Genomic DNA, 25,331 nt, shown 5'->3' on the forward strand with positions numbered 1-25,331 from the left:
CTCCTTTCTAATTAAAGACGCGCGTCAAGGCCTCAGCGATGCTGCTGACCCCAACCACCTCAATCTTAGCATGACTGGTCCAGCCCTGCAGGTTATTCTTCGGCACGTAAATCCGCTTAAAGCCCAGCTTGGCGGCTTCCTTGATGCGGTCCTCGATACGATTGACGCGCCGCACCTCGCCGGTCAACCCGATTTCACCGACAAAACAATCCGTCGGGGGAATCTCGGTGTCGCGATACGAGCTGGCGATGGCCATCGCAATGGCCAAATCGATGGCCGGCTCGTCTAGCCGCACGCCGCCGGTGGCCTTGAGGTACGCGTCTTGATTTTGCAGCATTAAGTTGGCGCGTTTTTCCAGCACCGCGATTAGCAAGCTGACGCGGTTGTGGTCGATGCCGCTACTGGTGCGCTTGGCGTTGCCGTATTGCGTCGGCGTCATCAGCGCCTGAATCTCCACGAGAATCGGTCGCGTGCCTTCCATCGACACGACCACCGCGCTACCGCTGGCGCCGGCCAACCGCTCATCGAGGAACAACTCGCTAGGATTGGCGACTTCCTCGAGCCCGGTTTGGTGCATTTCAAAAATGCCGATTTCGTTGGTCGGCCCGAAGCGATTTTTCACCGAGCGCAGAATCCGGAAGGTGTGGTGCATGTCGCCTTCAAAGTACAACACCGTGTCCACCATGTGCTCGAGAATCTTCGGCCCGGCGATGGCACCTTCCTTCGTGACATGCCCGACGATAAAAATCGTAATGGTATTCGTCTTAGCGATTCGCATCAGCTCGGCGGTGACCTCGCGAATCTGACCGACGCTGCCGACCGCAGAGTTCATGTCCGGCACGTTCATCGTCTGCACGGAATCGATGACCACATAATCCGGGTGCATGTCGTCGATGGCCTGCTGGATGCTGGGCATGTCGGTTTCCGGGTACAAATACATCCCCGAATCGCCGACGCCGAGGCGATCGGCGCGCATCTTGATTTGGCTGGCACTTTCTTCACCGGACACGTACAGCACCTTGCCGTGATCGGCCAGCTGCCCGGAAACCTGCAGCAACAGCGTCGACTTGCCGATGCCCGGGTCGCCGCCGATTAAAATCAACGAACCCGGCACGACGCCGCCGCCGAGCACCCGGTTGAGTTCATCGAGGCTGGTTTTCACGCGCGTTTCTTTTTGCACACTGACGGTGTTCATATGTTGCGGCCGGACGCGATCGCCGGTGCTCGTGGTGGTTGGCGCAGCAGTTTGGCGATGCGCCACGGCGACCGTGGCGGTTTCGACTTCTTCGACCAGCGTGTTCCAGCCGCCGCAATTCGGGCAGCGACCGAGGTAAGTCGCCGAGACATAGCCGCAGTTCTGGCACACGTAGCGCGTTTTGGCTTTTGGCATGATGTTTCCTTTCTATATATATGTGTGTGGGCGGTGGCGCAACGGGCTAGGCGGAGCGACTCCGGCCACCCCAGCCCCAAAGCCCGGGGCTGACGCGGCCTGAGCGCGCTCCGCGACGCCCGTTAACCGCGCCCCCTTACGCTCGACCTGTCGAGCCAAACCCCGCTTGGCGTTCACCGCTGGCGTGGTCGCCGTCTGCCAGTAAATACGGCATGAAGATGCCTTGGCCGATGCGCTCGCCTTTTTGGATCACGACGTCCTTGGGGCCCCAGTTGACCATTTGAATGAAGATTTCGCCTTCGTTGCTCGGATTGTCATAGTAATCCGCATCGATAACGCCAATCCCGTTCGGCACGACCAGCCCGCGCTTCAGCGGATTGCTGGAGCGATTGGCCAGAATCAAGACCTCGTTGTCTTGCATGTACGCCTTCACGCCGGTGGGCACCAACAGCGGCTTCAGCGTCTTGTTGGCGCGCGTGAAGTCCTCTTGGGTCAGCGGGTGCTCGTTTTTAATCAGGCGAAACAGGCGAATGAAGTCGTAGCGCCAGATGCTTTTGAGCACGAAGTCTTCGCGGGCAAAAAAGTCGTAGCCGGCCGCGTTCTTGGTTTGCCGCTCGGGTAAGGTGATGCCGTCATTCATATAGGTAGAAACAATTTCAAAGCCGCGGGTTTTCATGGTGTCCTCCAATAATTTGCTAAGCTCCATCTTACCACGCGGCCGCCCCCGAAAACATGAGTCGCGCGATTCTTGACAAATCCTTGCGTTTGTTTATCTTGCCTGGTTTGGCGAAACCTGTTACATTTTGGGTAAGCTAAAGGAGGTCCCGCCATGGAATTCCAACATGCACCCGGTCGCTACTTTCTCGAGGATGACGCCGGCACGTTGATTGCCGAGGTCACCTACCAACCCATCGACGACGGCCAAAACGTCGTCATCGATCACACCTTCGTCGACCCGTCGCTGCGCGGCCAAGGCGTCGCCGGTCAACTCGTGGCCGCCGTCGTCAACGAGGCACGCGCCACGGGGAAGAAAATCGAGCCGCTGTGCACCTTCGCCCGCCACGAATTCGACACCAAGCCCGAATACGCCGGCGTCTTGCGCCCGGTGCCAGAAGATTAACGCCAAAATGGCGCGCCCACTTGGCGCGCCATTTTTATTGCAGATGCAAGACTTGTTGCCACCGGCGCCTCATCCCCGCGGTGAGCCGCTTGGCCGCCGCCTCGGGTAACAGCATCGTCAGCGCCTGCATCACCTGATTCAGCTGACGCTCACCGCCGGCCACATCGCCAGCCAGCGTGGCCAGCATCGCCGTCGCCTCGCGCTGGGCCACCTGAAAATGCAGATTCTCCGCCGCCACGGGTCGCGCTTGAATCATCGTGCACGCCTCTTGCACCGCCGCCACGTCGCCACTGGCCAGCGCGCTGTCGAATAGCCCGCGGTAGATGGCATCTTGCACCGGCGCCGCCAAGCTCCCGGCCGCCAGCCAGCGAAAATGATTTTGCCCAAGCGCAGCCGCGGGATACAGGCCGCGCAATTCGGCGTAAGGCTGATAGCGAATCAGGCGCGCCACGATGCGGTAGTCAAAAGGCGTCAGCTGATCGTATTGCAGGTACGCCTTGAATAACCGGCGCGCCACCGCCGTCGCCTGCCGCAGATTTCCGGCGAGTTCGGCGCGGGCCAAGGCCAACGCCGCCAGTTCGTGGTGCACCCAAGGCATCACGGCGCGGCCGGTAAAGGCCCGCAGCGCATTTTCCAGCGCGGCCAACGCGGCGTCGTTGCCGGCGGCCTGCGCGGCGACCAGTTTGTCGTCGACATATTCCGGCGCGGCGGTCGGCGGTGCCGTCAACGCCACGGCCGTCGCCGCAGACGCCGTGAGGTAATCGAGATACGCGACGAATTGGCTGAGCTTCATGTCGACTTGGCCAAGCTCGATGCGCTGCAAGGTTTTTTCCGACCAGCCCAGGCTGTTGGCCAACTGCTGGCGCGACAGGTGCTTGTCGGTGCGTAACTGTTCAAAATAATGCCCCACCGCTTTGAAATCGACTGCCATGCGCGTCCCTCCCCCGTACTCTGGGGCCACTGTACCAAGGACCGCGCCAACCGCGACGCGAATGGCGCAAATCTGCGCCACGCAAAAAGGCGCGGCCACCACCACGCCCAAGGCCCACCAAGATTAGTTGGCCGACACGCCGCACCAAGCATTCAACGCTTTAACCTGTCGCGTTAGCTCCACCACATTGGCCGGGGAATCCGCCGCCGTGATGACCGCCGTCACCGCGTGCACCGGGGCCAACGCGGCTTTGCTTGGCTGCTGGTGGTACGCGGCATAGGCGTTATACACCTGGCGCATCAACGTCGGGAAGAGGTAACGCTCGGACATTGGCATGGCGTTGAACAATTCAAGTAGCTTGGTATACGCCGCCCAGTCTCGCTCGCTGATGGCGGTGTTGAACGCCTGCTGCAAGACTTCTTGTTGCGAGGGAATGCTGTTGCTACCCTGGCCCAGCCAGGGATTATTTTTCACCATCAAGAGATAGCGCACGATAAGCCGTAGCAGCGTCGGCAAGTCGAGAATCTGCATGATGTTGGACAGTAACGCGACATCGTTGGCGTACCACGTGTCCATCGCGTCGAGGTAGGCGATCAACTCGCTGCGCGGGGCGTTGGCCGCGCCAATCACCTGCCCGTTTTGAAGAAATGTCGCCAACGCGCTGGCCATCAACGCGCTCAGGTGCTCATTTGGGTATTGGAACCGCGCGTACAACTCGTCACAGATTCTTGCGGCCTCGCGCAGCTGGGCGGGATCCTGCTGCGTCCACCCGGCGTTGAGCAACCCGTTGACCTGATTGGTGAGCTTGCCGACGTCGCGGCCGTTGAGTTGGTTATAAATCATCATCCACTCCGGCAACGACACGTTCAAGCGCTTGGTCAGCTCGTATAAGTTCGCCGCGGAGGTGTCGATGGCCCCTTCCTCGAATCGCGCGTAATTCGAGCGCGACATCAGCCCCGTATACATCGACTTCGCCGAGTAACCGCGCTTTTGCCGCACCGCCTTGATTGATGGTCCAATATCGAGCTTCATCTATATTCCTCCTAGTGTCTACACGCCCATTCTAACCCACGGGCGAGGCAGCACAAGTCAATCTGGGGAATTTTGCGCAACCCGTGCCCAGCCACGGGTGAATGTGCTAAAATGGGGAAGTCTGTTAAATATATCATCATTTTCTAATCAAAGGAGTGTGGCAAATGGCAAAAGCAATTAGTGCCGAAGACCTAGCAACGTTTCAAAAGGACCTCGCCGAGACCCCAGCATCGAGCGTCATTCAAAAGGCGGTCATGAACAATGGCGTGTTGGCCGCCAGTGAAAACACCGACAGCAAAATCGCGATGGACCAAACCTTCTCGATCGACCTGTCCACCGGTGCCGTCGCTAACCAGAAACAAAGCGGCCGCTGCTGGATGTTCGCGGCGTTGAACACGATGCGTCACCAGATCCAGGCCCAGTTTAAGTTGAAGGACTTCGAGTTGTCGCAGAACTACACGTTTTTCTGGGACAAGTTCGAAAAGTCCAACTACTTCTATGAAAATGTCATCGCCACTGCCGACGCCGACATCGACTCCCGCAAGGTGGCTTGGCTCATGGCCAACCCTCAAGGCGACGGCGGCCAATGGGACATGTTGACGGCCTTGATCGACAAGTACGGCATCGTGCCGAAGTCCGTCATGCCCGAAACTTACAGCTCCAGCAAGAGCAGCGAGCTGAATTCCGTCTTGAACCTGAAGCTGCGCAAAGACGCGGTCACCCTGCGCGGCGCCGTGGCCAACGGCGAATCCGCCGACGCGATTCAGGCCAAGAAGGAACAGATGCTTAGCGAAATCTACCGGATTTTGAGCTACACGCTGGGCAACCCACCGACGAAGTTTGACTTCGAATACCGCGACGATGACAAAGAATATCACATCGACCGCGACTTGACGCCGCAAACCTTCTTTAAGAAGTACATCGGCTGGGACACGGACAGCTTCCAGTCCATCATCAACGGCCCGACTGCCGACAAGCCATTCAACCACCTGTACACGGTAGAGATGCTCGGCAACGTCGTTGGTGGTCGCCAGGTCCGCCACTTGAACCTCGACATCGACACCTTCAAGCAGCTGGCCATCAAGCAGCTGGAAAACGGCGAGACGGTGTGGTTCGGTTCCGATGTTGGCCAGTCCTCTGACCGCCAGCTTGGCATCATGGACACCGCCATTTACGACAAGGACGCCTTGTTCAACACCGACTTCACCATGACCAAGGCCGACCGCCTCGATTACGGCGAATCCCTGATGACCCACGCCATGGTCCTCACCGGCGTCGATATCGTCGACGGCAAGCCAACCAAGTGGAAGGTCGAGAACTCCTGGGGTGACAAGGTCGGCGAAAAAGGTTACTTCGTCGCCAGTGATTCCTGGTTCGACGAATTCGTTTACCAGGTCGTCATCAACAAGCGTTACCTGCCAAGCGACCTCCAAGCAGTCATCAAGAATGAATATGACAAGCCAACTGTGTTGAAGCCATGGGATCCAATGGGTGCCTTGGCCTAACGCCAAATCACCGCTCACAATGAGCGGTGATTTTTTTGGCCACGAAAAAGCTCGGTGCCTGGATAGGCACCGAGCTTTTCGGCTCATTTGGCTGACTGGTACTGCTTAAAGCCACGCGCAATCAAACCCCTGCGTGATGCGCGATCACGGGAGGACATTGCAATCAGCTCGCCGACTTGGGCATCGCTTCGCTCAGCAACCAAGGCTGTCACGGCAACGCTAGTATCTTAACCAGTCACTGTTGGACACCGCCGGGGGCAGCGGTGGCACTGGTCAAGATTACCCGGGCAATATTAGAACTTAACGTCCCAGGCTGGGATTTCGGTTTTGCCATAAAGCTTCTTCATGTAGTCCTTGGTGTCCTGGGTCTGGTAAGCCTTGACGACCTTTTTGTAGACCTTGTTGTTGACGTCCTTCTTCTTGGCCACGATGATGTTAATCCACGGAATGGAAGACTTCGTGACCTTTTCGATGTCCAGTGCCTTATCGAAATCGAGCTTGGCGTTAAGCGCCACGCCTTCGTTGATCACGGACGCATCGACGTCTTGCAAGGTCGTCGGCAGCTGCGCCGCGTCCAGCAACTTAATCTTCAGGCCTAGCTTGTTGGTCTTGATGTCCGTTGGCGTCGGCAAGTTACCGGTGCCGGGCTTGAACGTGATGAACCCGTTGGTCTTCAACAGTTCCAACGCCCGGGCTTCGTTCGTCGCGTCGTTTGGAATCGACACGGTGTCGCCTTTTTTGAGCTGCGACAGCTTCGTGATCTTCTTGGAGAAAATGGCCATCGGCGCAATCACCGTTTTGCCGATGCTGGTCAGATTCTGGTTGTGCTTCTTGTTCCAGTCATCCAAGAAAAACTGGTGTTGAAACGCGTTCAAGTCGACGTCGCCATCGGCCAGCGCGGTGTTTGGCGTGTTGTAGTCAGAGAATTCGACGATCTTCAAGGTGATGCCCTGCTTCTTCAGCTTCTGGGCCACGTGCTGCCACAGGCGGTTATCACTGCCAACGACGCCCAGCTTTACTGTGGTGGACTTGCTACTGGCACTGCTATTGCTCTTGCCACAAGCCGCCAACACCAAACCTAAACTCAAGACGGCCGCCAGGGCCAAGGTCTTCAATACTTTTTTCATTGCTGTTCCTCCTCAGGATACGCAATCACGTGAACGGGGTCGACATCGCAGATAATACGGTTCGTCGGGGACGTTTGGCGCCGGGTCACTTCTCTCGGCCGGCTTCGCGCGGCCTCCGACGGTTCGTCGGAGACATTTGCCGCTGGGTCGCATCTCTCGGCCGGCTTCGCGCGGCCTCCGAGTAGCAGCGAGTACGCCCTGAAGGGCTACTCGCTGCGTAAAAAAAAACGCCCACTTCTAACCAAGCTAGGTTAGAAGTGAGCGGGCCCACGGTACCATTCTAATTCGTCGGTGCAAGCACCGACCTCAACGACAGACAATCATCTGCGTGCTCGGTAATGGGAGCCACCCAGCCCAGGCTTGCAAAGCTCACCTGAACGATTTGCTCGAGCCATGTTCGATGTCGTTGACTACCCTGCTCTCAGCTTTGCCAGGTTTTCTGTACAGTCCCGCGATGTCTACTCACTCGATCACGTGTTGCGTTTATGAAATTGTGATGAGTATAGCCCGTAAAAATTTTCATGTCAACACTTGCATTTTAATTTTTTTTGGTGTTTGATTGGGAGCCAAAAGGAGCGTGAAGCATGATGAGTGATGATATTGAGTTTTTGAAGGACCTGATTCGCATTGATTCGTCGACCGCTAACGGCAATGAAACCGCGGTGGCCAAGTTGATTCAAGCCAAGCTGGCTAGCGCTGGCATTGACAGCAAATTGGTGGAATATGCCCCCGGTCGTGATTCGCTGGTGGCCGATTTGAACCCGGATGCCCCGGGACCAATTCTTGGTTTTACCGGTCACGAAGACGTCGTCAACCCCGGCGACCTCGACACCTGGACGCACAATCCGTATGAGCCTTATATCGACGGCGACAAGTTATACGGCCGCGGCGCCGCCGACATGAAGTCCGGACTGGCCGGCTTAGTGTTGACCCTGATTCGGTTAAAAAAGGCCGGCTTCCCGCATCACGTGCGCTTGCTGGCGACGGTCGGTGAGGAATACGGCGCTTATGGGGCCAAACAGCTCACCGAGCTTGGTTATGTCGACGACCTCAGTGCCTTGCTGGTCGGCGAAGGCGGCGACAAGACGCTGAAGACCGGCCACGGCGGCTCATACAACTACAAGATCATCAGCCGCGGCAAGTCCGCCCACAGTTCGCGGCCGGACCTCGGCATCAACGCGATCGAGAAACTGGCGGACTTTATCACCGAGGAACGTCATCTCTTCGACGACGCCCCGCAGTATCCCGCCCTCGGCCCGTTCGTGCACACCATCACCATCATCAACGGTGGCAAGCAGGTCAACACCCTGCCCGACTACGCCGAACTGCGCGGCAACGCGCGGCCGACGCCAGCCTTTTTGAACGCCGAAGTCACCAAGCGGCTGCAAGGCCTGGCCGAGAAGCTGACGAATAACGGCCAACCCGGCTCGCTGGAATTTCACTTGATTCATAGCTTTATTCCGGTCAATGACAATCCCGATAGCAAGGCCATCAACACCTTGAGCGATGCGGTAGAACAAGTCCGCGGCGTGAAACTCGAGCGCGAATTTACCAACGGCGCCACCGACGCGTCGGAATTTGTGAAGAGCCCGCACCACTTCGATGTGGCCTGGTACGGTCCGACCAACGACGGCGAGAATCAGTCACACAAGGTCAACGAGTACGTCTCGATCAAGCACTACGAAGACGCCATCAACATTTACGAGGAATTCGCGAAGCGCTACTTCGCCTAAACTAAAAAAACGCCAGCAATGGCGTTTTTTATTTGACCTAAAATGACAAAAACTTGTGACAGCAATCACTGCAGATTTCCGCAACATTATTTCCCGGGAAAATTGGGTGTGAGCACCTGCTTATCGGCAATCGTGAGGTCTTGGTTCAGGGTGTAAATGATCGGCTGAGCGTTGGCGACCTCCACCCCGTCGATGTCGTCGTCACTAATTTGTTCCAGATACTTGATCAGTGCTCGCAACGTCGAGCCGTGTGCCACCACCAGCTGGTTTTCGCCGCGGCGCAACCGCGGCGCAATGGTGTCGACCCAATATGGCACGAGGCGCTGTTCGGCATCGGCGAGACTTTCGCCACGCGGCACGATGGTCTGCGGCCATGGTGCATACCGGCGATCGGCCACCGGCTGTTGCAACAACGGCGGATGCGCCCGATAACCGCGCCGCCACTGCGCGACTTGTTGCTTGCCGAACACCGCTCGCGACTCGTCCTTGTTGATCCCGCGCAAGGCGCCATAGTGCCGTTCGTTCAGGCGCCAGCTTTTGGTGATGGGCAGCCAGGTTTGATCGATGGCCGCCTGCACCAGGTACGCGGTTTTAATCGCACGACTCAGCATCGACGTGTGGACATGCGTGAATTGAATGCCGGTGGCGGCTAACGCGGCGCCGGCCGCTTTGGCCTCGGCCACGCCGTGAGCAGTCAGCGGCGCATCGGTCCACCCGGTATACGTATTGGCAAAATTGGCGGCGCTTTGGCCGTGGCGTAACAAGACAAGTTGTGACATGACGTCCTCCATGCCAATTAGTATAGCATTTTCAGCAAATTCTCACACAAAAACACCGCCGATTACTCGGCGGTGCAGTCGGGTTAGCGGTGACGGTCAACCGTATCGTTGAACTTGTTGGCGGCGTTGTCTTTGACGATTTGCGCCTTGGCGTCGAGTTCGCCCTTCTTAGTCGCTGCAGAATCCTTTGCGTCGTCGAACTTATCGGCGACCTTATCCTTCAGTTCTGCGGCCTTTTCCTTGGCTTCACCGCGCATGTGTGTGGCTTTACCTTTGGCTTCGAGTTCGGGGTTGTCCGTGATCTTTCCAGCTACTTCTTTGGTCTTGCCGACCACTTTATCCTTCATCGCATCGAAATCTGTCATGGGCAATTCTCCTTTCTTGTTACCATAAGCATACTTGATTGGCGAATGCTCACGCTAGTTTTATGGTGAGTATAATTTTGGTAATAAAAAAGCCGGCCGCGGCCGACTTTCGCTTACGCGTCCTCTTCGGGCTTCGGCGGCAAGACCGCCTTACCACCCTTGAGAATGTGTTTATAATTCACGACGGTTTTATGCTTCAGGTCTTCCACCATGACGGCGTCTTTTTGATCGAAGCTGGTAATCGTCAGCATTGCCGAATTCGCGTACAGTTTTTCAACGGTGCCTTTAAAGCTTAATGGCACGTCGACACTTTTACGCACGGTGACATTATCGCCGACTGCAATTTCTTGACTCACAGGTTGTTCCCCCTAAACTTTCCACACGGTACCGCACTTACACTAAGTGCATTATACCACAGTTCACCTGTCGTCGATTAACCCACCGATTCCAGCGCTTCTGCCGCTTCTTCTTCAGCCGGACGGCCCGGTGTCATCACCGTCATTTGGCGCAAACTGATGACCACTTGATGCAACAGCTCCCGGGCATTCATGCGATCATCGGCATGGTGCTCCAAGATTTGAACCAGTGCAGAATTTTCGTAGACTTTGACCACCTGACCGATGAAGTCGTGTTCCATGTTGCCATTGGCCGCACAGGCGACGATGGCATCGCGCGTAATTGCATCCATATGTAAGCCCTCCCATTCGGTTTGAATAATCAGAGCTTAACACGTTTCGTTTTATATTGTCTATAAGTATTTTTATATTATTGTTGTTCTTTTATTCGCGTACCTGACCGTTGCCGTCGATGAGGTATTTGGTCGTTGTCAACGCGGTCAAGCCCATCGGTCCCCGCGCGTGCAATTTCTGCGTGCTGATGCCAATTTCTGCGCCGAAGCCGAACTCGACGCCATCGGTAAAGCGAGTCGACGCGTTCACGTATACGCACGCCGCGTCGATCCGCCGCTGGAAGGTTTGCGCTGCCGCCAACGCGTTGGTCACAATGGCTTCTGAGTGTTTCGTATTGTGCGCGTTGATATGGGCAATCGCCTCATCCAGCGAGTCCACCACCTTCACCGCCATGATCAAATCGTTGTACTCGGTATCCCAATCTGCTGCGGTGGCCGGCGCCATGGTTGGCACAATGGCCCGCGCCCGGGCGTCGCCGCGCAGCGCTACGCCATGGGCCGTCAACGCGGCGGCTAACTGCGGCAGGTAGGTCGGTGCGACCGCCGAATGAATGATCAGCTTCTCCGCCGCATTGCACACGCTCGGCCGCTGCACTTTGGCGTTCACCACGATGGCCTCAGCCATCGCCAGGTCGGCGGCGGCATCCACATAGATGTGACAATTGCCCGCGCCGGTTTCGATGACCGGCACCGTGGCTTCCTTCACCACCGCTTGGATCAGGCCCGCGCCGCCTCGCGGAATCAACACGTCGACGTAGTCAGTGAGGTGCATCAAGGCCGTGGCGAAGCGGCGATCCGGATCGGCAATCAACTGCACAGCATCAACCGGCACCGCCGTATCGGCCAACGCCGAACGCAAGACCTGCGCCAAGGCCTGGTTGCTGTGAAGCGCCTCCTTACCCCCGCGCAAAATCACGGCGTTGCCACTTTTTACCGTCAGCCCCGCCGCGTCCACCGTGACGTTCGGCCGGGCCTCGAAAATCATCGCCACAACGCCCAGCGGCACCCGCTGCTGGCGAATCGTGAGCCCCGCCGCGGTGGTCCAGCCGCGGTCGATCACGGCGGTTGGATCGGCTAGCCCAGCCACCTGCCGCAACCCAGCGGCCATGTCTTGCACGCGCTGTTTTGTGAGGCGCAGGCGGTCGGTGAACTTTGCCGGCAGGTCGGTGGCCGCGGCGAGATCCAAGTCATTGGCCGCCAGCAGCTCGGGAATATGAGCCACCAAAGCATCTGCCATGCGCACCAGCGCCACATTTTTCTGTGGGGTAGTCAATTGCGCCAACGTGGCTGCGGCGGCCTGGGCGCGCCGACCCATTGCGATCAAGTCTGTCATTGGTCTTCCTCCTGCTTGAACCATGTGCCCACCGCGGCCCCCGCCACCACCTGCAACACCACGCGGGGGTCGGCGCCGGAACACAGCACCATTTCCTTGCCTGCTTGCAACATCGTTTGCGCCGCGGCGAGCTTCGTCACCATGCCGCCGGTGCCAAAGCGGCTGCCGGCGCCGCTTGCCCCGGCCTTGACGCGCGCACTGAGGTAGCTGAGCTCGGGAATCAACTGCGCATCGGGATGCGTGCGCGGATCTCGCTCGTACAAGCCGTCGATATCGGACAACACCACCAGCAAGTTGGCATCGATTTGGGTCGCCACTAGCGCTGAGAGCTGATCGTTGTCGCCAAAGGTGGTTCGGTGATCCATTTCGTCGACGGCGACCGAATCATTTTCGTTAATCACGGGGATCACCCCGCCGCGCAACAAGGCCGAAATCGTGTCGAGGACGTGCTGCTTGCTGACGGGATAATCAAACACGTCATGCGTCAACAACAACTGCCCGATGGCTGCGCCATAATCGCCGAACCGCTGACCATATAATCGCATCAGCTCGCTTTGCCCCACCGCCGCTAGCGCCTGTTGCTCAGGAATGCTCGCCGGTCTTTTGGTGAGGTGGCGCGTGGCCATCCCCACCCCGATGGCACCGGAAGTCACCAGCACCACCTCGTGGCCGGTGTTGGCCAAGGCGGCCAAGGCATAGGCCAGCCGGTCGATGGTTTGTAGATTCACTTTGCCGCTGGGTAAAATCAGGCTGCTGGTGCCGATTTTAACCACCAAGCGGTGACACTGCTGGGCGATTTGTCGCGTCATGTTGCACTCCTTCGGTAAACAAAAACCCCCTTCGCTCGAGGCACCCAAATCTGGGCGGTACCATCCTCGTTCGAAGCAGGGCTTCACACTTTTACGTTCGTCTATTCAGTTTCATGCCACGGCTTGGATTCGCGCACCCGCCTTCACTTTCAGCTGACGTGAAGGTCTCTGCCCGGCGCTACTATGACCGTGGTTAGAGTATAGCTAGGGCACTAACCGTTGTCAACTAGCTAATGTGGCGCCACTTCTTATCCGTGAGAATGCGCGCCGTGGCCAGACCCAGCGGCAAGGCCACCACGATCATGATGGCCCGCACCAACCAGCTGCCGCCGATGGCAAAATGGTTCAGGCCAAGCGCATACATCCCGCGGTACATGTATAGCCCCGGCACCATGATGACAATCGCCGGCACGGTCAGTGAGATCCGCGGGAAACCGCGGCGATAAGCATGCACGGCGCTGGCCAACAGCCCCGCCAACAACGCGCCGAGAAACGCGGCGGCCGTCGGTGGCATCGCGGCCCAATCGATCAGCGTCAGGCGCAACGTGTTAGCCGCGGCGCCAATCAGCCCGGCGCTAGCCGCCATTTTCACGGGACTATTAAACATGATGGAAAACCCGTACACGCCGACGAAGCTGGCGATGAGGCGGCCGGCCAACAACGACCAACGCCCCAGCCCGAGCGGAATGAAATCCGCAGGCTGCAGGTGCACCAACACCGCCACGAGCCACCCGGTAATCGTCGCCACCGTGATCACCATGATGGCAAACGCCCCGCGTTCAAGGCCCGAGCGCATGTCTTGTTTGCAAATATCTAGGCCGCTGGTGATGAAGGGAAAACCGGGAATGACAAACAACATCGCCCCGATGTAACCCGCCTCGTGCGCCGCCCGGATGTGTAACCCGGCGGCCAGCGCCGCAAACACGGCCAAATAGGCCAGACACGCCGCCGCCACCGACAACGCGGTGCTGGCGATGACGGTCATGTGGTGGCGGCCCATGATGGCGCGCAGCCAGTTGCCGATGCCGGCACCGATGAAGCACCCCAGCATCTCGATGGGTCCGCCACCCAGCAGGAACACGAAGGCCGCGCACGCCGCGGCGCTGGCCAACCCCAACAACGCCGGCGTATAGTTGCCGGGTTTTTGTTGAATGCCGTCCAGCTTCGTGTGAATTTCTTGCGGCGTCAGCGTCAGCACCGAGTCGAAGTGGTCGACGAAGGTTTCCATCACGCTAAGTTTGTCCGTATTCACCCCGCTGGCGGCGAGGCTCAAGGTCTGCGAATAGTGGTGCCCATTTTCAAAGCAGGTGAAACTAATGGCGATCAGCCCCACATCGGCCGAACACGTGAGGTGCAGCCGGCGACTGACGCGATCCATCGCCTCGCGCACGCGCCAAGCCCCGGTTCCGCACGCCAGCATCATGATGCCAACGCGGCCAACCACGGCGGCGCGGGCGGTGAGACTCGCTTCGGTGACGGGCACCGAGTCGCGTTGCGCGAGGTTGTGCCAGCGAATATGCATATGGTGGTGGGTCGAAACGGCAAGTGGTTCGGGCATGATCATCATCCTATCTGAATAGTTTTCACTCTTCAGCATACCACTTTCTGCAAATTTCGCCCGTGAATCCGCTGACTACGCCTGCTGCGACTGACCCAACAAGCGGTCGATGGCCGGTTCGATTTTCTCCGGCGTGGTCGCTGGTGCAAAGCGTTCCACGATGTTGCCATCGGCGTCGATCAGAAACTTGGTGAAGTTCCACTTGATGGCATGGCCGAATGCGCCCTTGGTGTTCGTCGTCAGAAACTTGAACAGCGGCAAGGCGTCGTCGCCGTTGACAGGGTTAATCGTGTGCATCGGGAAGCTGACGCCATAAGTCGTGCGGCACGCCTGCGCGGCGGCCTCTGAGTCTGACAATTCTTGCTTGAATTGGTTGGACGGAAAGCCCAACACGATCAGGCCTTGGTCCTTGTATTTTTCATAAATGGCCTCGAGCCCGGCAAATTGTGGGGCCAGGCCGCACTTGGTGGCCGTGTTCACAATCAACAACGGGTGGCCTTGGTAAGCCGCCAGCGAATAAGTTTCGCCATTCTCGCGCGTTGCGTCAAAATCATATACAGTTGTCATGAAATCGCCTCCTGTGCTCAGCATACCACCCCATCAATCAATTGGCCACAACTCATTTTTGGGCTTGTCAGGCCTTATTGCTTGCACTAAACTGGAATCAATTGTTTAATAGCGTCGCGGATCCTTAGTCCTTACTAGGCTTGGGAAACGTGACGCTTTTTTTCGTCGGTCAGCCGCCGATCACTGAAGGAGTTGATGTTTGTGTTCACCATCATCATGCAACACACCCATGGCCGGGCCCGGGTGAGTTTTTTCCTTGCGCCGTGCATCATGTTAGGGGAAGTCTTGTGCGACCTGCAGCAGCCAACCTTGATGAGCCAAATCATCGACCATGGGCTGGCGCGCGGGGACGGCCGGTACGTGCTCACCCACGCGGCATTGATGATGCTGTTTGCCTTCATGGGGCTCGGCTTCGGCGCCACCTGCGGCATGCTCGGCAGCTACGCGTCGCTAAAAATGGGTGAGCAGCTGCGCGCTCACATGCTGACGATTGCCCTGACCTCGCGCGATCCGGCGGGCCTGCCGCCGGCGACGTTGATCACGCGCATCACCAACGACGTGACGCAGATGCAAAATCTCGTCATGATGGTCACCCGCGGCATGGTGCGCTCACCCCTGTTGCTGCTGGGTGGCATCGTGATGTCAGTCATCGTCTGCCCCAACCTCGCGCCAATTCTGTTCATCATCATGCCACTGTTAGTCGTGTTCCTGTTGGTTATCGTGCGCCGCAGCATCCCCTTGTACACCAAGATGCAACAAGCCGTCGACCGCGTGAATCTGCTGATGCGCGAAAACCTGCAAGGCGCCAAAACCATTAAATCGTACGGCTTGGAGGACCACCAGCGCGCGCAGTTCACGCGCGGCAACCTCAACCTGCAAACCACCAGCCTCAAGGCCAGCATGGCCACCGTCCCGCTGACGCCGGTGATTCAACTGATGCTCAACCTCGGCGTCATCATCGCGCTCGGGTATGGCGGCCAGCTCGCCGTGGCCGGCACCATCAGTACCGGCCAGATTATCGCCTTCGTCAACTATATGATCCAAATCACCACCGCCATAGTCCAAACCGTCAACATCATTACCGCCTTTTCCCGCGCCATCACCAGCGCCACCCGTGTGCACGGCGTCTTGGCCGAAGCCCCGGCGCCCACGACGCCGGCGGCTCAGCCGGTGCCCATTGCCGCGCCGCCGGCAATCGATTTTACCCACGTCAGCTTTGGCTACCGGCAAAGCGAGCCAATTCTCGCCGACATCACCCTACACGTGCCGGCTGGTCAGTGGCTGGGCATCATTGGTGCCACCGGCGCCGGCAAAACCAGCCTGATCAACCTGCTGACGCGGACCTACGACGACTACACCGGCACCATCACCATTGCCGGGCACGACATTCAAAGCCTGCCGCTGGCCACGGTGCGCCAAGCGGTGGCCGTCGCCTACCAAGACGCCAGCTTGTTTGCCGGCACGATTGCCACCAACCTTCGCTTTGGCGCGCCACACGCCAGCCTGCCGACGCTGGTAGCTGCCGCGACCACCGCCGATGCCACCGAGTTCATCGATCAGCAACCGCAAGGCTACGCAGCCCCGGTGGAACAGCTCGGCAAAAACTTCTCCGGCGGCCAGCGCCAACGGCTGAACATTGCCCGGGCCCTGACGCCGCAAGCGCCGATTCTGGTGGTCGACGACGCCACCAGCGCGGTCGATCAAAGCACCAACGCGCGCATCAAGGCGCGCTTGGCCAAGCGCCGCCGCGGCCGCACCACGCTGATGATTTCGCAACGCGTGACCAACGTCATGGATTGCGATCAGATCATCGTGCTCGACCACGGCCGCCTGGTAGCGCAAGGCACGCACGCTGAGCTCGTCAAGCGCAACGCGTTTTACCGGCAACTTGTACAAACCCAGCTAGGAGGTGGCGCATATGGACATGCGTAACCGACCACGGCGCAACATTCACCGCGAAAAGGTCAACCTCGGCGACTGGCGCCCAACGGTTCGGCGCCTTGGCGGCTACCTCGGCCACGCCAAGCGCAAGCTCATCATCACGTTTCTCATGACCATCGTCACCACCGCCGTGACCGTGGTGGGCACCCGCCTGAACGGCATTGTCATCGACCGCTATATCCACGCCGACACGCTGCACACGTTGTTACTGGTCTGCCTGGCCATGGGAGTCATGTACGTCATTGCCAGCGGCTTCGTGTATTTTCAAAACGCACTGATCATTCAGGTGGCCCAAACCACGAGCGCCGACATCCGCCGCGACGTGTTCGCCAACTTGCAGCAGCTGCCGATGCACTATTTTGACACCCATGACAACGGCGACGTGATGAGTCGCCTAACCAACGACGTCGACAACATCAACACCGCCTTGATGCAAACTTTCGTCCAGCTCTTCACCGGCATCATCAGCATTATCGGCATGGGGGCCGCGATGCTAGTGCTGTCGCCGGTGCTGACGCTGATCACGCTGCTGGCATCGGCGGCCACCTACGCGTTTTCCAAGGCCGTCGCCAAGCGCACCCAGCAAGCCTTCATGACCCAGCAGCGCACCCTTGGCGAACTCAACACGCAAATCGAGGAAAGCGTCACCGGTAAGCAAGTCGTCCAAGGCTTCGACCACATCGACGCGACCATGGCCACCTTCACCGCGACCAACGCGGAATATACCACCGCCGCCTTTGCCGCCCAAGCCTGGTCGAGCGTCATTGGCCCGTTCAACAACATGACCAACAACCTCGCCTATGTCTTGATCACTGCCGCCGGCGCCGCCTCGATTTTGCTGGGGCAAGGCGGCATCACCGTGGGCATTATCTTCACCTTTCTCATCTACTTGCGCAACTTCACGGGTCCCATCAATAACTTGCTGGATCTGATCAACACCTTGCAGCTGTCGCTGATATCGGCGCAGCGCGTCTTCGCGTTGATCGACGAGCCGCCGGAGCAAGACGTGCCCGATGCACTCCCCCTGCCGCATCCGGTGGGCCACGTGCGCTTTGAGCATGTGGATTTTGCCTATGCGCCCGACCGCCAGATTCTCCACGACGTCTCCCTCACCGCCGAACCCGGCCAGGTCATCGCCTTGGTTGGCCAAACCGGCGCCGGCAAAACCACCATCATGAACCTGTTGACCAACCTCTACCCGCTGCAACACGGGGCGATCTTACTAGATGGCCACGACGTCACCAGCCTGCGGCGCGCCGACCTTCGCCACGCCGTCACCGTGGTCCAGCAGGAATCGTTTCTCTTCACCTTGACGATTCGCGAAAACATTCGCCTCGGCCGCCCCACTGCCACCGACGCCGAGGTGGCCCAAGCGGCGCAACAAGCCAACGCCGCGGGTTTTATCACCCAACTGCCTCAAGGCTACGATACCCTGCTCACCGAAAACGCCCACGACTTGTCGCAAGGCCAGCGTCAACTGCTCAGCATTGCTCGCGCCTTCATCGCCCAGGCCCCGGTATTGGTGTTGGATGAAGCCACTGCCGCCATCGACAGCAACACCGAGGCCATGGTGCAAACGGCGATGAGCCGACTGATGCAACACGCCACGAGCTTCGTGATCGCCCACCGCCTGTCGACGATCCAAGCCGCCGATCAGATTCTGGTTATCGCTGACGGCCGCGTGGTTGAGCGCGGTACCCACGCCGAGCTGCTGGCACAAGGCGGCGAATACGCGAGTCTGTACAACAGTCAATTCGAAGCTTGACCCCAACCAAAAACGCCTCGAGTAAGCTCGAGGCGTGATTAGTTATTGATGAATGTAGACTTTGGTGCCGGTTTTCACGTGAGTATTGATCCACTTGGCGTCTGGCACACTGAGGCGAATGCACCCATGTGACATCGGCCGCATACCGAGTTGCGTAGTTTGGCTCTTGATGTAGTGGCCATATCGGTCGGTAGGCACCGAGTGGAACAAGTAGACACCGTGCTGGTAGAAACTCGTCCAGTAATGCGCGCCCATTTTCTCGCTACCATTATAGAAGCTGTAGCCGCGTTCCTGAATCCGGAAGTGCCCGCGAGGCGTGGAATTACCAATGCCACTGGAACAATACATGGTATACACGCGCTTGCTGCCATACTTGAGGTAGACACGTTGGCTACTGAGGTCGACTTCGATGTTGAACGATGCCGTCCGCGCATTCGGGTACGCGTAAGATTGCGACGGACGCAGGTAATTGTGCACCGTCGTCGCCATTTTGACTGCTTGGGCGTTGACGTAGCCCAACCAGGTTTTCCCTGAATACAACGACACGTACCACGCCCCATTCAAGTGACGATACCGCCCGGTCACCGTGTAATGCCGACCGGCCACCGTCGTACCATACGACTTGCCGAAGAACGTGCGCCAAATCGTGTAGTGGCTGCGGCTGATCACCATCGCGTGGCGATACGCCAGCCAGACGCCTTGCGGTTTGCTGGCCTTCGTGGCGTTGCTGGCGTTGACGTAGCCGACCCAGTGATTCTTGCCGTCGCGCAGCGAATAATACGTGCCACCGTTAAAGTGATGATAGACCCCAACAATCTTGTACGTGCGCTGATAGGCCGTCGTGCTGGTGCTTACCCCGCGGTTGAAGTTAAAGTTTGCCCACAGCCGGTAGCCCTTCTTCGTCGTGGTGACATAGCCACTGGCGGTTTGGTACCGCCCTTGCGCGCTCGTGCGGCTTAATTGCGAAACCGGCGCGTACCCCAGCCAGTGCCCATAACGATCGTACAAGGAATACCACAGCTCACCAGCCAGTGTCCGGTATGCACACCGCACCTGGGCCGGACGCGCGGCCAGCGCGCTGGTCCGGGTTTTGATTTGGGTGCGATTGATGCTCGTGTAGGCATTCGCACCAGCTTTGGGCAGGACGTAGCCACGATCCTTTAGCGCCACGCCGCGCGAATCTTTTGCCACCGTCACGGCACCGGCGTTAATGTAGCCGACCAGCTTGTTGTGCTGATCCGCCAAGGCCAGGTAGGTGTAACCATTCACGTGCCGATAGCGCCCAATGCTGCGATAGGTCCGCTGATACACGCTACCAGTTTTGTGAAAATTCAAATCCGCATAAGCCGACCAATTCTTCGTCACGGTCACGATCCGCTGGTCAGCTTGTTCTGCGCTCCACGGCGACGCTAACAATTTAAGGCTGCCGGCGTTGACGTAACCCAACCATTTGCCGGCGGTGCTGGCCACAGAATAGTAGGCGCTACCGTTTTGGTGGTAATACACGCCGGTGAGCTTCACCGCGGTGCCTTTGGCTAACCGCCGCGCCCCGGTCCAGTGAAATGTCCGCCAAGCCGTCGCCGTTTTGCTTACCCGGGCGTAGCCATTGGCCTTCACCCAGGCCCCTTGCGCCACCCGGGTGACCTTCAGCGTGCCCGCCTTGGCGTAACCGACCGCTTGGCCGGTTGGCGACACCAGGTATTGATAGGTGGTGCCGTTTTGAACTTGCTGCTTGGCCAGCCGATAAGTCGCCTGGTTAATGAGCTTGGTTGGCTCACCGCCTGGCGTGGTCGCCACGGCCACCGGCTGCGTCGCCGTGGCGTATTGTGGCGCACTCGCCTGCGCCGTAACTGCAGGTGTCACCCAAAGTCCAATGAGAATTGCCAACCACCATTGCCATCGTTTCATCCGTGAATTCCCCCTTGATCGCCTTCTATTATACCGTAAATTCAATCTAATTCTCGTTGGCCAGTAACTCGCGGTTCGCGCGGGCATAAGCGATGAAGGCAAATACCGTGGCCACAATGCGGGTCACCCACGAGGCAATGGCCACCAACGCCCACGCCCCGATACCGGTGACGAGCCGCAACGTTTGCGCATTCGACAACGATCCATCGGCCGTTGATTGCCAGCCCGTGACACTGCCGACGGTGACGATCAGGCCAAGCCAAAACAGGATTTCAAGGCTGGTGGCGACCACCATCAATACCGGGGCGGTCCGCCAGCGCTGACCGACTGGGAGTTGAATGAGCTGCGCGATGCCAATGCCTAACGCAGCGAGCGACATCGGCCAACCGAGATAAAAAATCGGTAACGCCGTGAGGCAACCCAGGATGCCTTGCACGAGAAATAACGTTCTAAGGCCGGTACTCATTTTTCGACTAGTCATGCTTTCCCTCCAAACAAAAAGCGGCAGGTCCCGCGCCTGCCGCCGCCTGAATTACTCGTTGGTCGAAGTCGTGGTGCTCGTCGGCGTTGATTCGCTAGCGGGTGCCTCGCTGGTGGCCGACGCACTTTGAGCTTCGCTAGTTGGCGCCGCCTCACTGACGATCGGCGTGGCACTGGCTGTCTCACTGGCCGCAGGCGCCGCCTCGCTGGTTTGACTAGTCGTTGGCGTCTGGCTGGCCGCCTCACTAGTTGGCGTCACCTCGGTGAATGTCGGCGCAGGGGCGTCGGTCATCACACTCGGATCCGCCTGAGCAGTGTAAGCCGCTTGTTGGACCGCTGCGGTAAGTGCTTTGTTCGCCCGGCTGTAAGCGATGAACGCAAACACGGTCCCGACGATTCGAATAATCCAAGAAGCAATGGCCAAAACGGCGACAATCATCAACCCGCCGATGATGCCCTTAACCAGATGGCCGTCTTCGACTTGGTTGGTCAAGGCCCCGGCCGCAATCGCCTTGCCGGCTTGCGTCGCGGAAATCACGGCGGTCACGAGATCCAGCGCCGTCGCAATAATCAAGAGCACTGGGCTGGTCCGCCACTTCCCGGTTTTTGGCAACTTCACAAGTTGATAAATCGACAAGCCGAGAATCACCACTGAAATAATGGTCGTAATAATGCCTGGAATGACACAGCTAATCACGCCTAGAATGGCGTTCACTAAGAATAATGTCTTCATGTTTGAATCGATTGCTGGCTCTTTCATTTCTGAAACCCTCCTTTTCCCTTATGTTTGCATTATGACGCAAACCCTGAGGAAAGGCGAGTAAAAACTCATGATTGACGCGCAGTCAACCAACCAGTCAGCCCGGCACTGAGAATCAGCAATCCGGTCAGCACCACCAAACTCACCATCGCCCCGCTGCGCGTGCCGGCGACCAGCGGGGCCTGTTGCTGCGCGGCCGCCACGATGGCTGCCACCAGGCTTGTCCCCACCGCCGCGGCAAATTGCTGCAACGTGTTAAAAATCGCGTTGCCATCCGTACGTGCCGCTTGCTCCAGTGGTTGCAGGCCCAGGGTCATCATGTTGCCATAGCTTAAGCCCATCCCCACCATGAACAGGATGTAACTGCCGAGAATCACACCATCACTGAGGCGTTGGGCAAAGCCAAGCATCACAGCACTGCCCACCACGGTAAGTAAGGTGCCGAGGCGCATTGGCAAGCGCGGGCCGCGGGCATCAAACAATCGGCCCCCTAGCGGCCCCATGACGGCACCGATGGCTGCGCCAGGCAGCACAATCAGCCCGGCCACCAAGGCACTTTGGTGATTCACGAGTTGAATCACGTTGGGCAAGAGACACGACAGACCCAACGCGCTAATTTGCAAGCCGACAAAGGCCAGAATCGCGACACTAAAGCGCAATTGGCCGAACAGGCGCAAGTTGATAATCGGCTCAGACAGGTGCAACGACCGCCAAACCAATCCGGCCAGCGCCACGACACCGACCGCCAGCGCACCGGCAACGCCCCACTGCCAAAACGGTTCGCTACCCCAGTTGCTGATGCCAAAAATGGCCCCGCCAAACCCCAGCACAATCAACAGCACCGACCAACCATCGACGGTTACCGTCTGCGTTGGTTGGGCCTGATCGATGCAGCGCACCCCCAACACCAAGGCGACGACCAGCAACGGGAGCAGCAAGACAAACACCATTCGCCAAGACAACGTCGCCACCACGATGCCACCAAACGTTGGGCCCACCGCCGGCGCTACACCGGTGATCATCGTCCCCACGCCCATCATCATGCCGATTTTCGGCCGCGGCACCTGTTCGAGGATGATGTTGAACATCAACGGTAACGCAATGCCGGTGCCCAGGCCTTGCACCCCACGGCCGATGAGCAACATCGAAAAACTCGGCGCAACTGCGTCTAGCACAACGCCGAGCATGAATAAGGCAATGGCGCACAGAAACAAGTGGCGCGTCTTGAATCGCCGCTTCAACACCGCCGACATTGGCACCATGACGGCGACCACCAGCAAGTACAGCGTCGTCATCCACTGCACCGTATTCGTCGAGACCTGAAATTCCCGCATTAACGTGGGAAAAGTGATATTCATCGCCGTTTCAATGACGACGCCGCAAAATGACATCAAGCCTGTCGCAACAATGGCTCCGATGACACGCAATGGAATTTTGGTTTTCATGAGACACGCTCCTTGATAACGTTAGTAGGCTAACGTTATCCATCTTAGCACAATTTGGCCAAGTAAAAAGACCAATCTCAGTCGATTGGTCTGCTCAAGTCATGGCTCACTGGGGGCTTGCTCGTCATGATTCAATTGGATGAAATATTGAAGCATCCGCACAAAAGTGGCACATTCCGCCGGCGTGAACTCGCTCGTCATCGCGTTTTGTTGCTTAGCAATATACACCGCCACCATTTCGTGCAGGCGCTCCGCCTTGGGGGTCAGGCGCACCTCTTTTTGCCTAGCGTCACCGGCCACTGTCTGCCGGGTCACCAACGCTCGGGCCTCCATGCGTTGCAACAGCACGCTGGCCGTCGAGCGCTGGATATTGAATTCCGCTTCGATGTCGCGCTGCAACACCACCGACTTGCTGCCGATAAAATCGATAATCGACATTTGCGTGCCGGTGAGGCCGGATGCTCGCGCGTATTCGTCCATGGCCCGATTCATCTGGTTGCACGCTTGCTTGACCAACTTGCCATAATTCACTGTCATGCGCCGCTCCCTTGTGAGTGTGATTGCCCATTATTTAACGCTTTTCACCAGCAGGCGTCAAGCCAAGCAAAAAAAGAAGCCCTTCCGCAGAAGGGCAACTTCTTTAAGAATCTATCGCTTAATGCGCACGCTTGCGACTCGCACCCGCCAATGCCAGCGTACTCATCAGCGTCACGATGCCTAGTGACAGCGCGGCGCGGGCTTCGACTTCGCCGGTACTTGGCAGCGTGCCATGCGTCGCAGTCGCAGTCGCAGACTGATTGGTCAGGTTAGCCGTAGTGGCCCCAGTGGTTCCCGCGTTGGCTTGATTACGGCTGGATTCTGCCGCTGCACCAGTGGAAGCGCCAGCGCCGGTTTGGCTGCCAGTTTGACTGCCAGTGCCTTGACCACTCTGGCCGCCAGTCACTGGTAATGTGCCGCGATCCTTGACTGGATCAGCGGTGTAAGTCACGGTGTACTCAGCATCGGCGGTCACGTCGCTTTGCGCTGGAATTTCGTCAACGTTAGCGGTGTAGCCCTTGATTGCTGGGACAGGGACGGCAGCAAAGTCGCCATTCGTCCAGTCGCTGTACCCCAAGACTGCGTTGGTGACATTATCGATGGTCGCCGTCCGCGTGGAAGTCGCCGTTTGGGTCGTGTCATCCTTGGCTTTGCGCCCATCGGCAAACACAAAGTGCACCGTTTGGGTGTAGTTCTGGGTCAGATCACTCGGTTTCACCGCAGTGGCATCCTGGTCGCCAGAACCGATCACCGTGGTCCCGTGCTTGAGGTGAATCTCGATTGGGTCAGCCCCAGTGGCCGTGAACTGCACACTGCCCGTCGCACTGTTGCCAGCCGCCAAGACGTAGCCAGCCGGAATCTGGCCGGTGACGTCATACGACTTGGTGCCATTGGTGACACCGGTGACAGCGATCGGATCGCCGACTGGCTGCTCAGCCGCATCGTCATCGATAAACTGGACCGTCGTCGATTTTGAATCTGGTGTGTAGGTCACAGTATGTTCAGCATCGGCAGTGACATTCGTGGCTGCCGCCACCTCAGGAACATCGGCCGTGTAACCTGCAACAGCTGGCGTGGCCACGGCAGCATAGTTGCCGTTAATCCAGTCGCTGTAGCTGACCACTTGGCCGGTCACGTTATCGACCGTCGCCGTGCGAGTGGAAGTTGCGGTTTGCGTCACATCTGCAGTCGGCTTGTAGTGATCCGCGTATTGATAATGAATGGTTTGCGTGTAGTTCTGGGTCAGCTTAAGTGGTTTCACCGCGGTGGCATCTTGGTCGGCAGAACCAATCACCGTGGTCCCGTGCTTCAGGTGAATCTCGATTGGGTCAGCCCCAGTAGCCGAAAACTGCACGCTACCCGTCGCGCTGTTGTCAGCCGCCAAAACGTACCTGGCCGGAATCTGGCTGGTGACGTCATACGACTTGGTGCCATTGGTGACGCCAGCGACAGCGATTGGATCGCCGACTGGTTGTTCAGCCGCATCGTCATCGACAAACTGCACCGTCGTCGATTTTGAATCTGGTGTGTAGGTCACAGTATGTTCAGCATCGGCAGT

At 58.2% G+C, this 25,331-nt stretch carries 24 protein-coding genes; 5 read left to right on the plus strand and 19 right to left on the minus strand.

Annotated elements, in window-relative coordinates; all coding sequences use genetic code 11:
* Window positions 1-7: 7 nt before the first annotated feature.
* A complete protein-coding gene (radA, locus tag FD02_RS08785) occupies window positions 8-1,390 on the minus strand; it encodes a DNA repair protein RadA (protein WP_056951809.1) in 1,383 nt (460 codons plus the stop codon).
* 136 nt (window positions 1,391-1,526) lie between these two features.
* Entirely contained in the window at window positions 1,527-2,066 is a 540-nt protein-coding gene (locus FD02_RS08790; protein ID WP_056951816.1) for a dCTP deaminase/dUTPase family protein, read from the minus strand.
* A 153-nt stretch (window positions 2,067-2,219) separates the two neighbouring features.
* On the opposite strand from FD02_RS08790, the gene FD02_RS08795 reads away from it, so the two are divergent.
* On the plus strand, window positions 2,220-2,510 hold the full coding sequence (locus FD02_RS08795; RefSeq protein WP_054723746.1) for a GNAT family N-acetyltransferase: 291 nt from the start codon (window positions 2,220-2,222) through the stop codon (window positions 2,508-2,510).
* Window positions 2,511-2,544: 34 nt separating this feature from the next.
* Here the strand turns inward: FD02_RS08795 and FD02_RS08800 are convergent, their stop codons facing one another.
* Together FD02_RS08800 and FD02_RS08805 are read right to left on the minus strand one after the other, a co-directional pair.
* Window positions 2,545-3,441 (minus strand): helix-turn-helix domain-containing protein, encoded by an 897-nt coding sequence (locus tag FD02_RS08800; protein WP_056951818.1) that lies wholly within the window; start codon window positions 3,439-3,441, stop codon window positions 2,545-2,547.
* 123 nt (window positions 3,442-3,564) lie between these two features.
* A complete protein-coding gene (locus tag FD02_RS08805) occupies window positions 3,565-4,473 on the minus strand; it encodes a helix-turn-helix domain-containing protein (protein ID WP_054723472.1) in 909 nt (302 codons plus the stop codon).
* Window positions 4,474-4,637: 164 nt separating this feature from the next.
* Between FD02_RS08805 and FD02_RS08810 the strand changes: the two genes are divergently transcribed.
* Window positions 4,638-5,978: a C1 family peptidase gene (locus FD02_RS08810; RefSeq protein ID WP_056951820.1), complete on the plus strand. Its 1,341-nt coding sequence runs from the start codon at window positions 4,638-4,640 to the stop codon at window positions 5,976-5,978.
* 293 nt (window positions 5,979-6,271) lie between these two features.
* On the opposite strand, the gene FD02_RS08815 is transcribed toward FD02_RS08810, so the two are convergent.
* Complete coding sequence (locus FD02_RS08815) at window positions 6,272-7,105, minus strand: MetQ/NlpA family ABC transporter substrate-binding protein (RefSeq protein WP_056951822.1); 834 nt, start codon at window positions 7,103-7,105, stop codon at window positions 6,272-6,274.
* A 587-nt stretch (window positions 7,106-7,692) separates the two neighbouring features.
* Between FD02_RS08815 and FD02_RS08820 the strand changes: the two genes are divergently transcribed.
* Window positions 7,693-8,838, plus strand: a complete 1,146-nt coding sequence (locus FD02_RS08820; RefSeq protein WP_056951908.1) for an ArgE/DapE family deacylase — start codon at window positions 7,693-7,695, stop codon at window positions 8,836-8,838.
* 86 nt (window positions 8,839-8,924) lie between these two features.
* On the opposite strand, the gene FD02_RS08825 is transcribed toward FD02_RS08820, so the two are convergent.
* The 8 genes from FD02_RS08825 to FD02_RS08860 all read right to left on the minus strand — a co-directional run bounded on the left by FD02_RS08825 (window position 8,925) and on the right by FD02_RS08860 (window position 14,937).
* Window positions 8,925-9,617: a 2,3-bisphosphoglycerate-dependent phosphoglycerate mutase gene (locus tag FD02_RS08825; RefSeq protein ID WP_056951824.1), complete on the minus strand. Its 693-nt coding sequence runs from the start codon at window positions 9,615-9,617 to the stop codon at window positions 8,925-8,927.
* A gap of 83 nt (window positions 9,618-9,700) precedes the next feature.
* The gene (locus tag FD02_RS11675; RefSeq protein ID WP_054723470.1) at window positions 9,701-9,982 is read right to left on the minus strand and encodes a CsbD family protein; all 282 of its coding nucleotides are present in this window, start codon (window positions 9,980-9,982) and stop codon (window positions 9,701-9,703) included.
* Between the two features lie 113 nt (window positions 9,983-10,095).
* On the minus strand, window positions 10,096-10,338 hold the full coding sequence (locus FD02_RS08835) for a DUF2187 domain-containing protein (protein WP_054723469.1): 243 nt from the start codon (window positions 10,336-10,338) through the stop codon (window positions 10,096-10,098).
* Window positions 10,339-10,415: 77 nt separating this feature from the next.
* Complete coding sequence (locus FD02_RS08840) at window positions 10,416-10,670, minus strand: hypothetical protein (RefSeq protein WP_156408284.1); 255 nt, start codon at window positions 10,668-10,670, stop codon at window positions 10,416-10,418.
* A gap of 91 nt (window positions 10,671-10,761) precedes the next feature.
* The gene (locus FD02_RS08845; protein ID WP_056951826.1) at window positions 10,762-12,003 is read right to left on the minus strand and encodes a glutamate-5-semialdehyde dehydrogenase; all 1,242 of its coding nucleotides are present in this window, start codon (window positions 12,001-12,003) and stop codon (window positions 10,762-10,764) included.
* The gene (gene proB, locus FD02_RS08850; protein ID WP_056951828.1) at window positions 12,000-12,812 is read right to left on the minus strand and encodes a glutamate 5-kinase; all 813 of its coding nucleotides are present in this window, start codon (window positions 12,810-12,812) and stop codon (window positions 12,000-12,002) included. The genes FD02_RS08845 and proB overlap by 4 nt, the downstream gene beginning before the upstream one ends.
* 226 nt (window positions 12,813-13,038) lie before the next feature.
* A complete protein-coding gene (locus tag FD02_RS08855; RefSeq protein WP_156408289.1) occupies window positions 13,039-14,379 on the minus strand; it encodes a threonine/serine exporter family protein in 1,341 nt (446 codons plus the stop codon).
* Between the two features lie 66 nt (window positions 14,380-14,445).
* A complete protein-coding gene (locus tag FD02_RS08860) occupies window positions 14,446-14,937 on the minus strand; it encodes a glutathione peroxidase (protein ID WP_056951832.1) in 492 nt (163 codons plus the stop codon).
* 201 nt (window positions 14,938-15,138) lie between these two features.
* Here FD02_RS08860 and FD02_RS08865 point away from each other — a divergent pair, with 201 nt between their 5' ends.
* Both FD02_RS08865 and FD02_RS08870 read left to right on the plus strand, forming a co-directional pair.
* Window positions 15,139-16,869, plus strand: coding sequence for an ABC transporter ATP-binding protein (locus tag FD02_RS08865; RefSeq protein ID WP_056951910.1), 1,731 nt, complete (start codon window positions 15,139-15,141; stop codon window positions 16,867-16,869).
* Window positions 16,862-18,643 (plus strand): ABC transporter ATP-binding protein, encoded by a 1,782-nt coding sequence (locus tag FD02_RS08870; RefSeq protein WP_420805084.1) that lies wholly within the window; start codon window positions 16,862-16,864, stop codon window positions 18,641-18,643. The genes FD02_RS08865 and FD02_RS08870 overlap by 8 nt, the downstream gene beginning before the upstream one ends.
* A gap of 42 nt (window positions 18,644-18,685) precedes the next feature.
* Here FD02_RS08870 and FD02_RS11550 read toward each other — a convergent pair whose 3' ends face one another.
* From FD02_RS11550 to FD02_RS08900, 6 genes are all read right to left on the minus strand, one after another.
* Window positions 18,686-20,551, minus strand: a complete 1,866-nt coding sequence (locus FD02_RS11550; RefSeq protein ID WP_235806706.1) for a L,D-transpeptidase — start codon at window positions 20,549-20,551, stop codon at window positions 18,686-18,688.
* Between the two features lie 46 nt (window positions 20,552-20,597).
* Window positions 20,598-21,032 (minus strand): hypothetical protein, encoded by a 435-nt coding sequence (locus FD02_RS08880; protein ID WP_056951835.1) that lies wholly within the window; start codon window positions 21,030-21,032, stop codon window positions 20,598-20,600.
* Between the two features lie 51 nt (window positions 21,033-21,083).
* Window positions 21,084-21,791, minus strand: coding sequence for a hypothetical protein (locus FD02_RS08885; RefSeq protein ID WP_056951837.1), 708 nt, complete (start codon window positions 21,789-21,791; stop codon window positions 21,084-21,086).
* Between the two features lie 68 nt (window positions 21,792-21,859).
* Entirely contained in the window at window positions 21,860-23,236 is a 1,377-nt protein-coding gene (locus tag FD02_RS08890; protein WP_056951839.1) for an MFS transporter, read from the minus strand.
* Between the two features lie 99 nt (window positions 23,237-23,335).
* Window positions 23,336-23,773: a MarR family winged helix-turn-helix transcriptional regulator gene (locus FD02_RS08895; protein ID WP_054722523.1), complete on the minus strand. Its 438-nt coding sequence runs from the start codon at window positions 23,771-23,773 to the stop codon at window positions 23,336-23,338.
* A gap of 118 nt (window positions 23,774-23,891) precedes the next feature.
* Window positions 23,892-25,331, minus strand: a 1,440-nt coding sequence (locus FD02_RS08900) for a mucin-binding protein (protein WP_202812901.1), incomplete at its 5' end; no start/stop codon positions are given.

The organism is Lacticaseibacillus nasuensis JCM 17158, from assembly GCF_001434705.1.
Taxonomy (GTDB): domain Bacteria; phylum Bacillota; class Bacilli; order Lactobacillales; family Lactobacillaceae; genus Lacticaseibacillus; species Lacticaseibacillus nasuensis.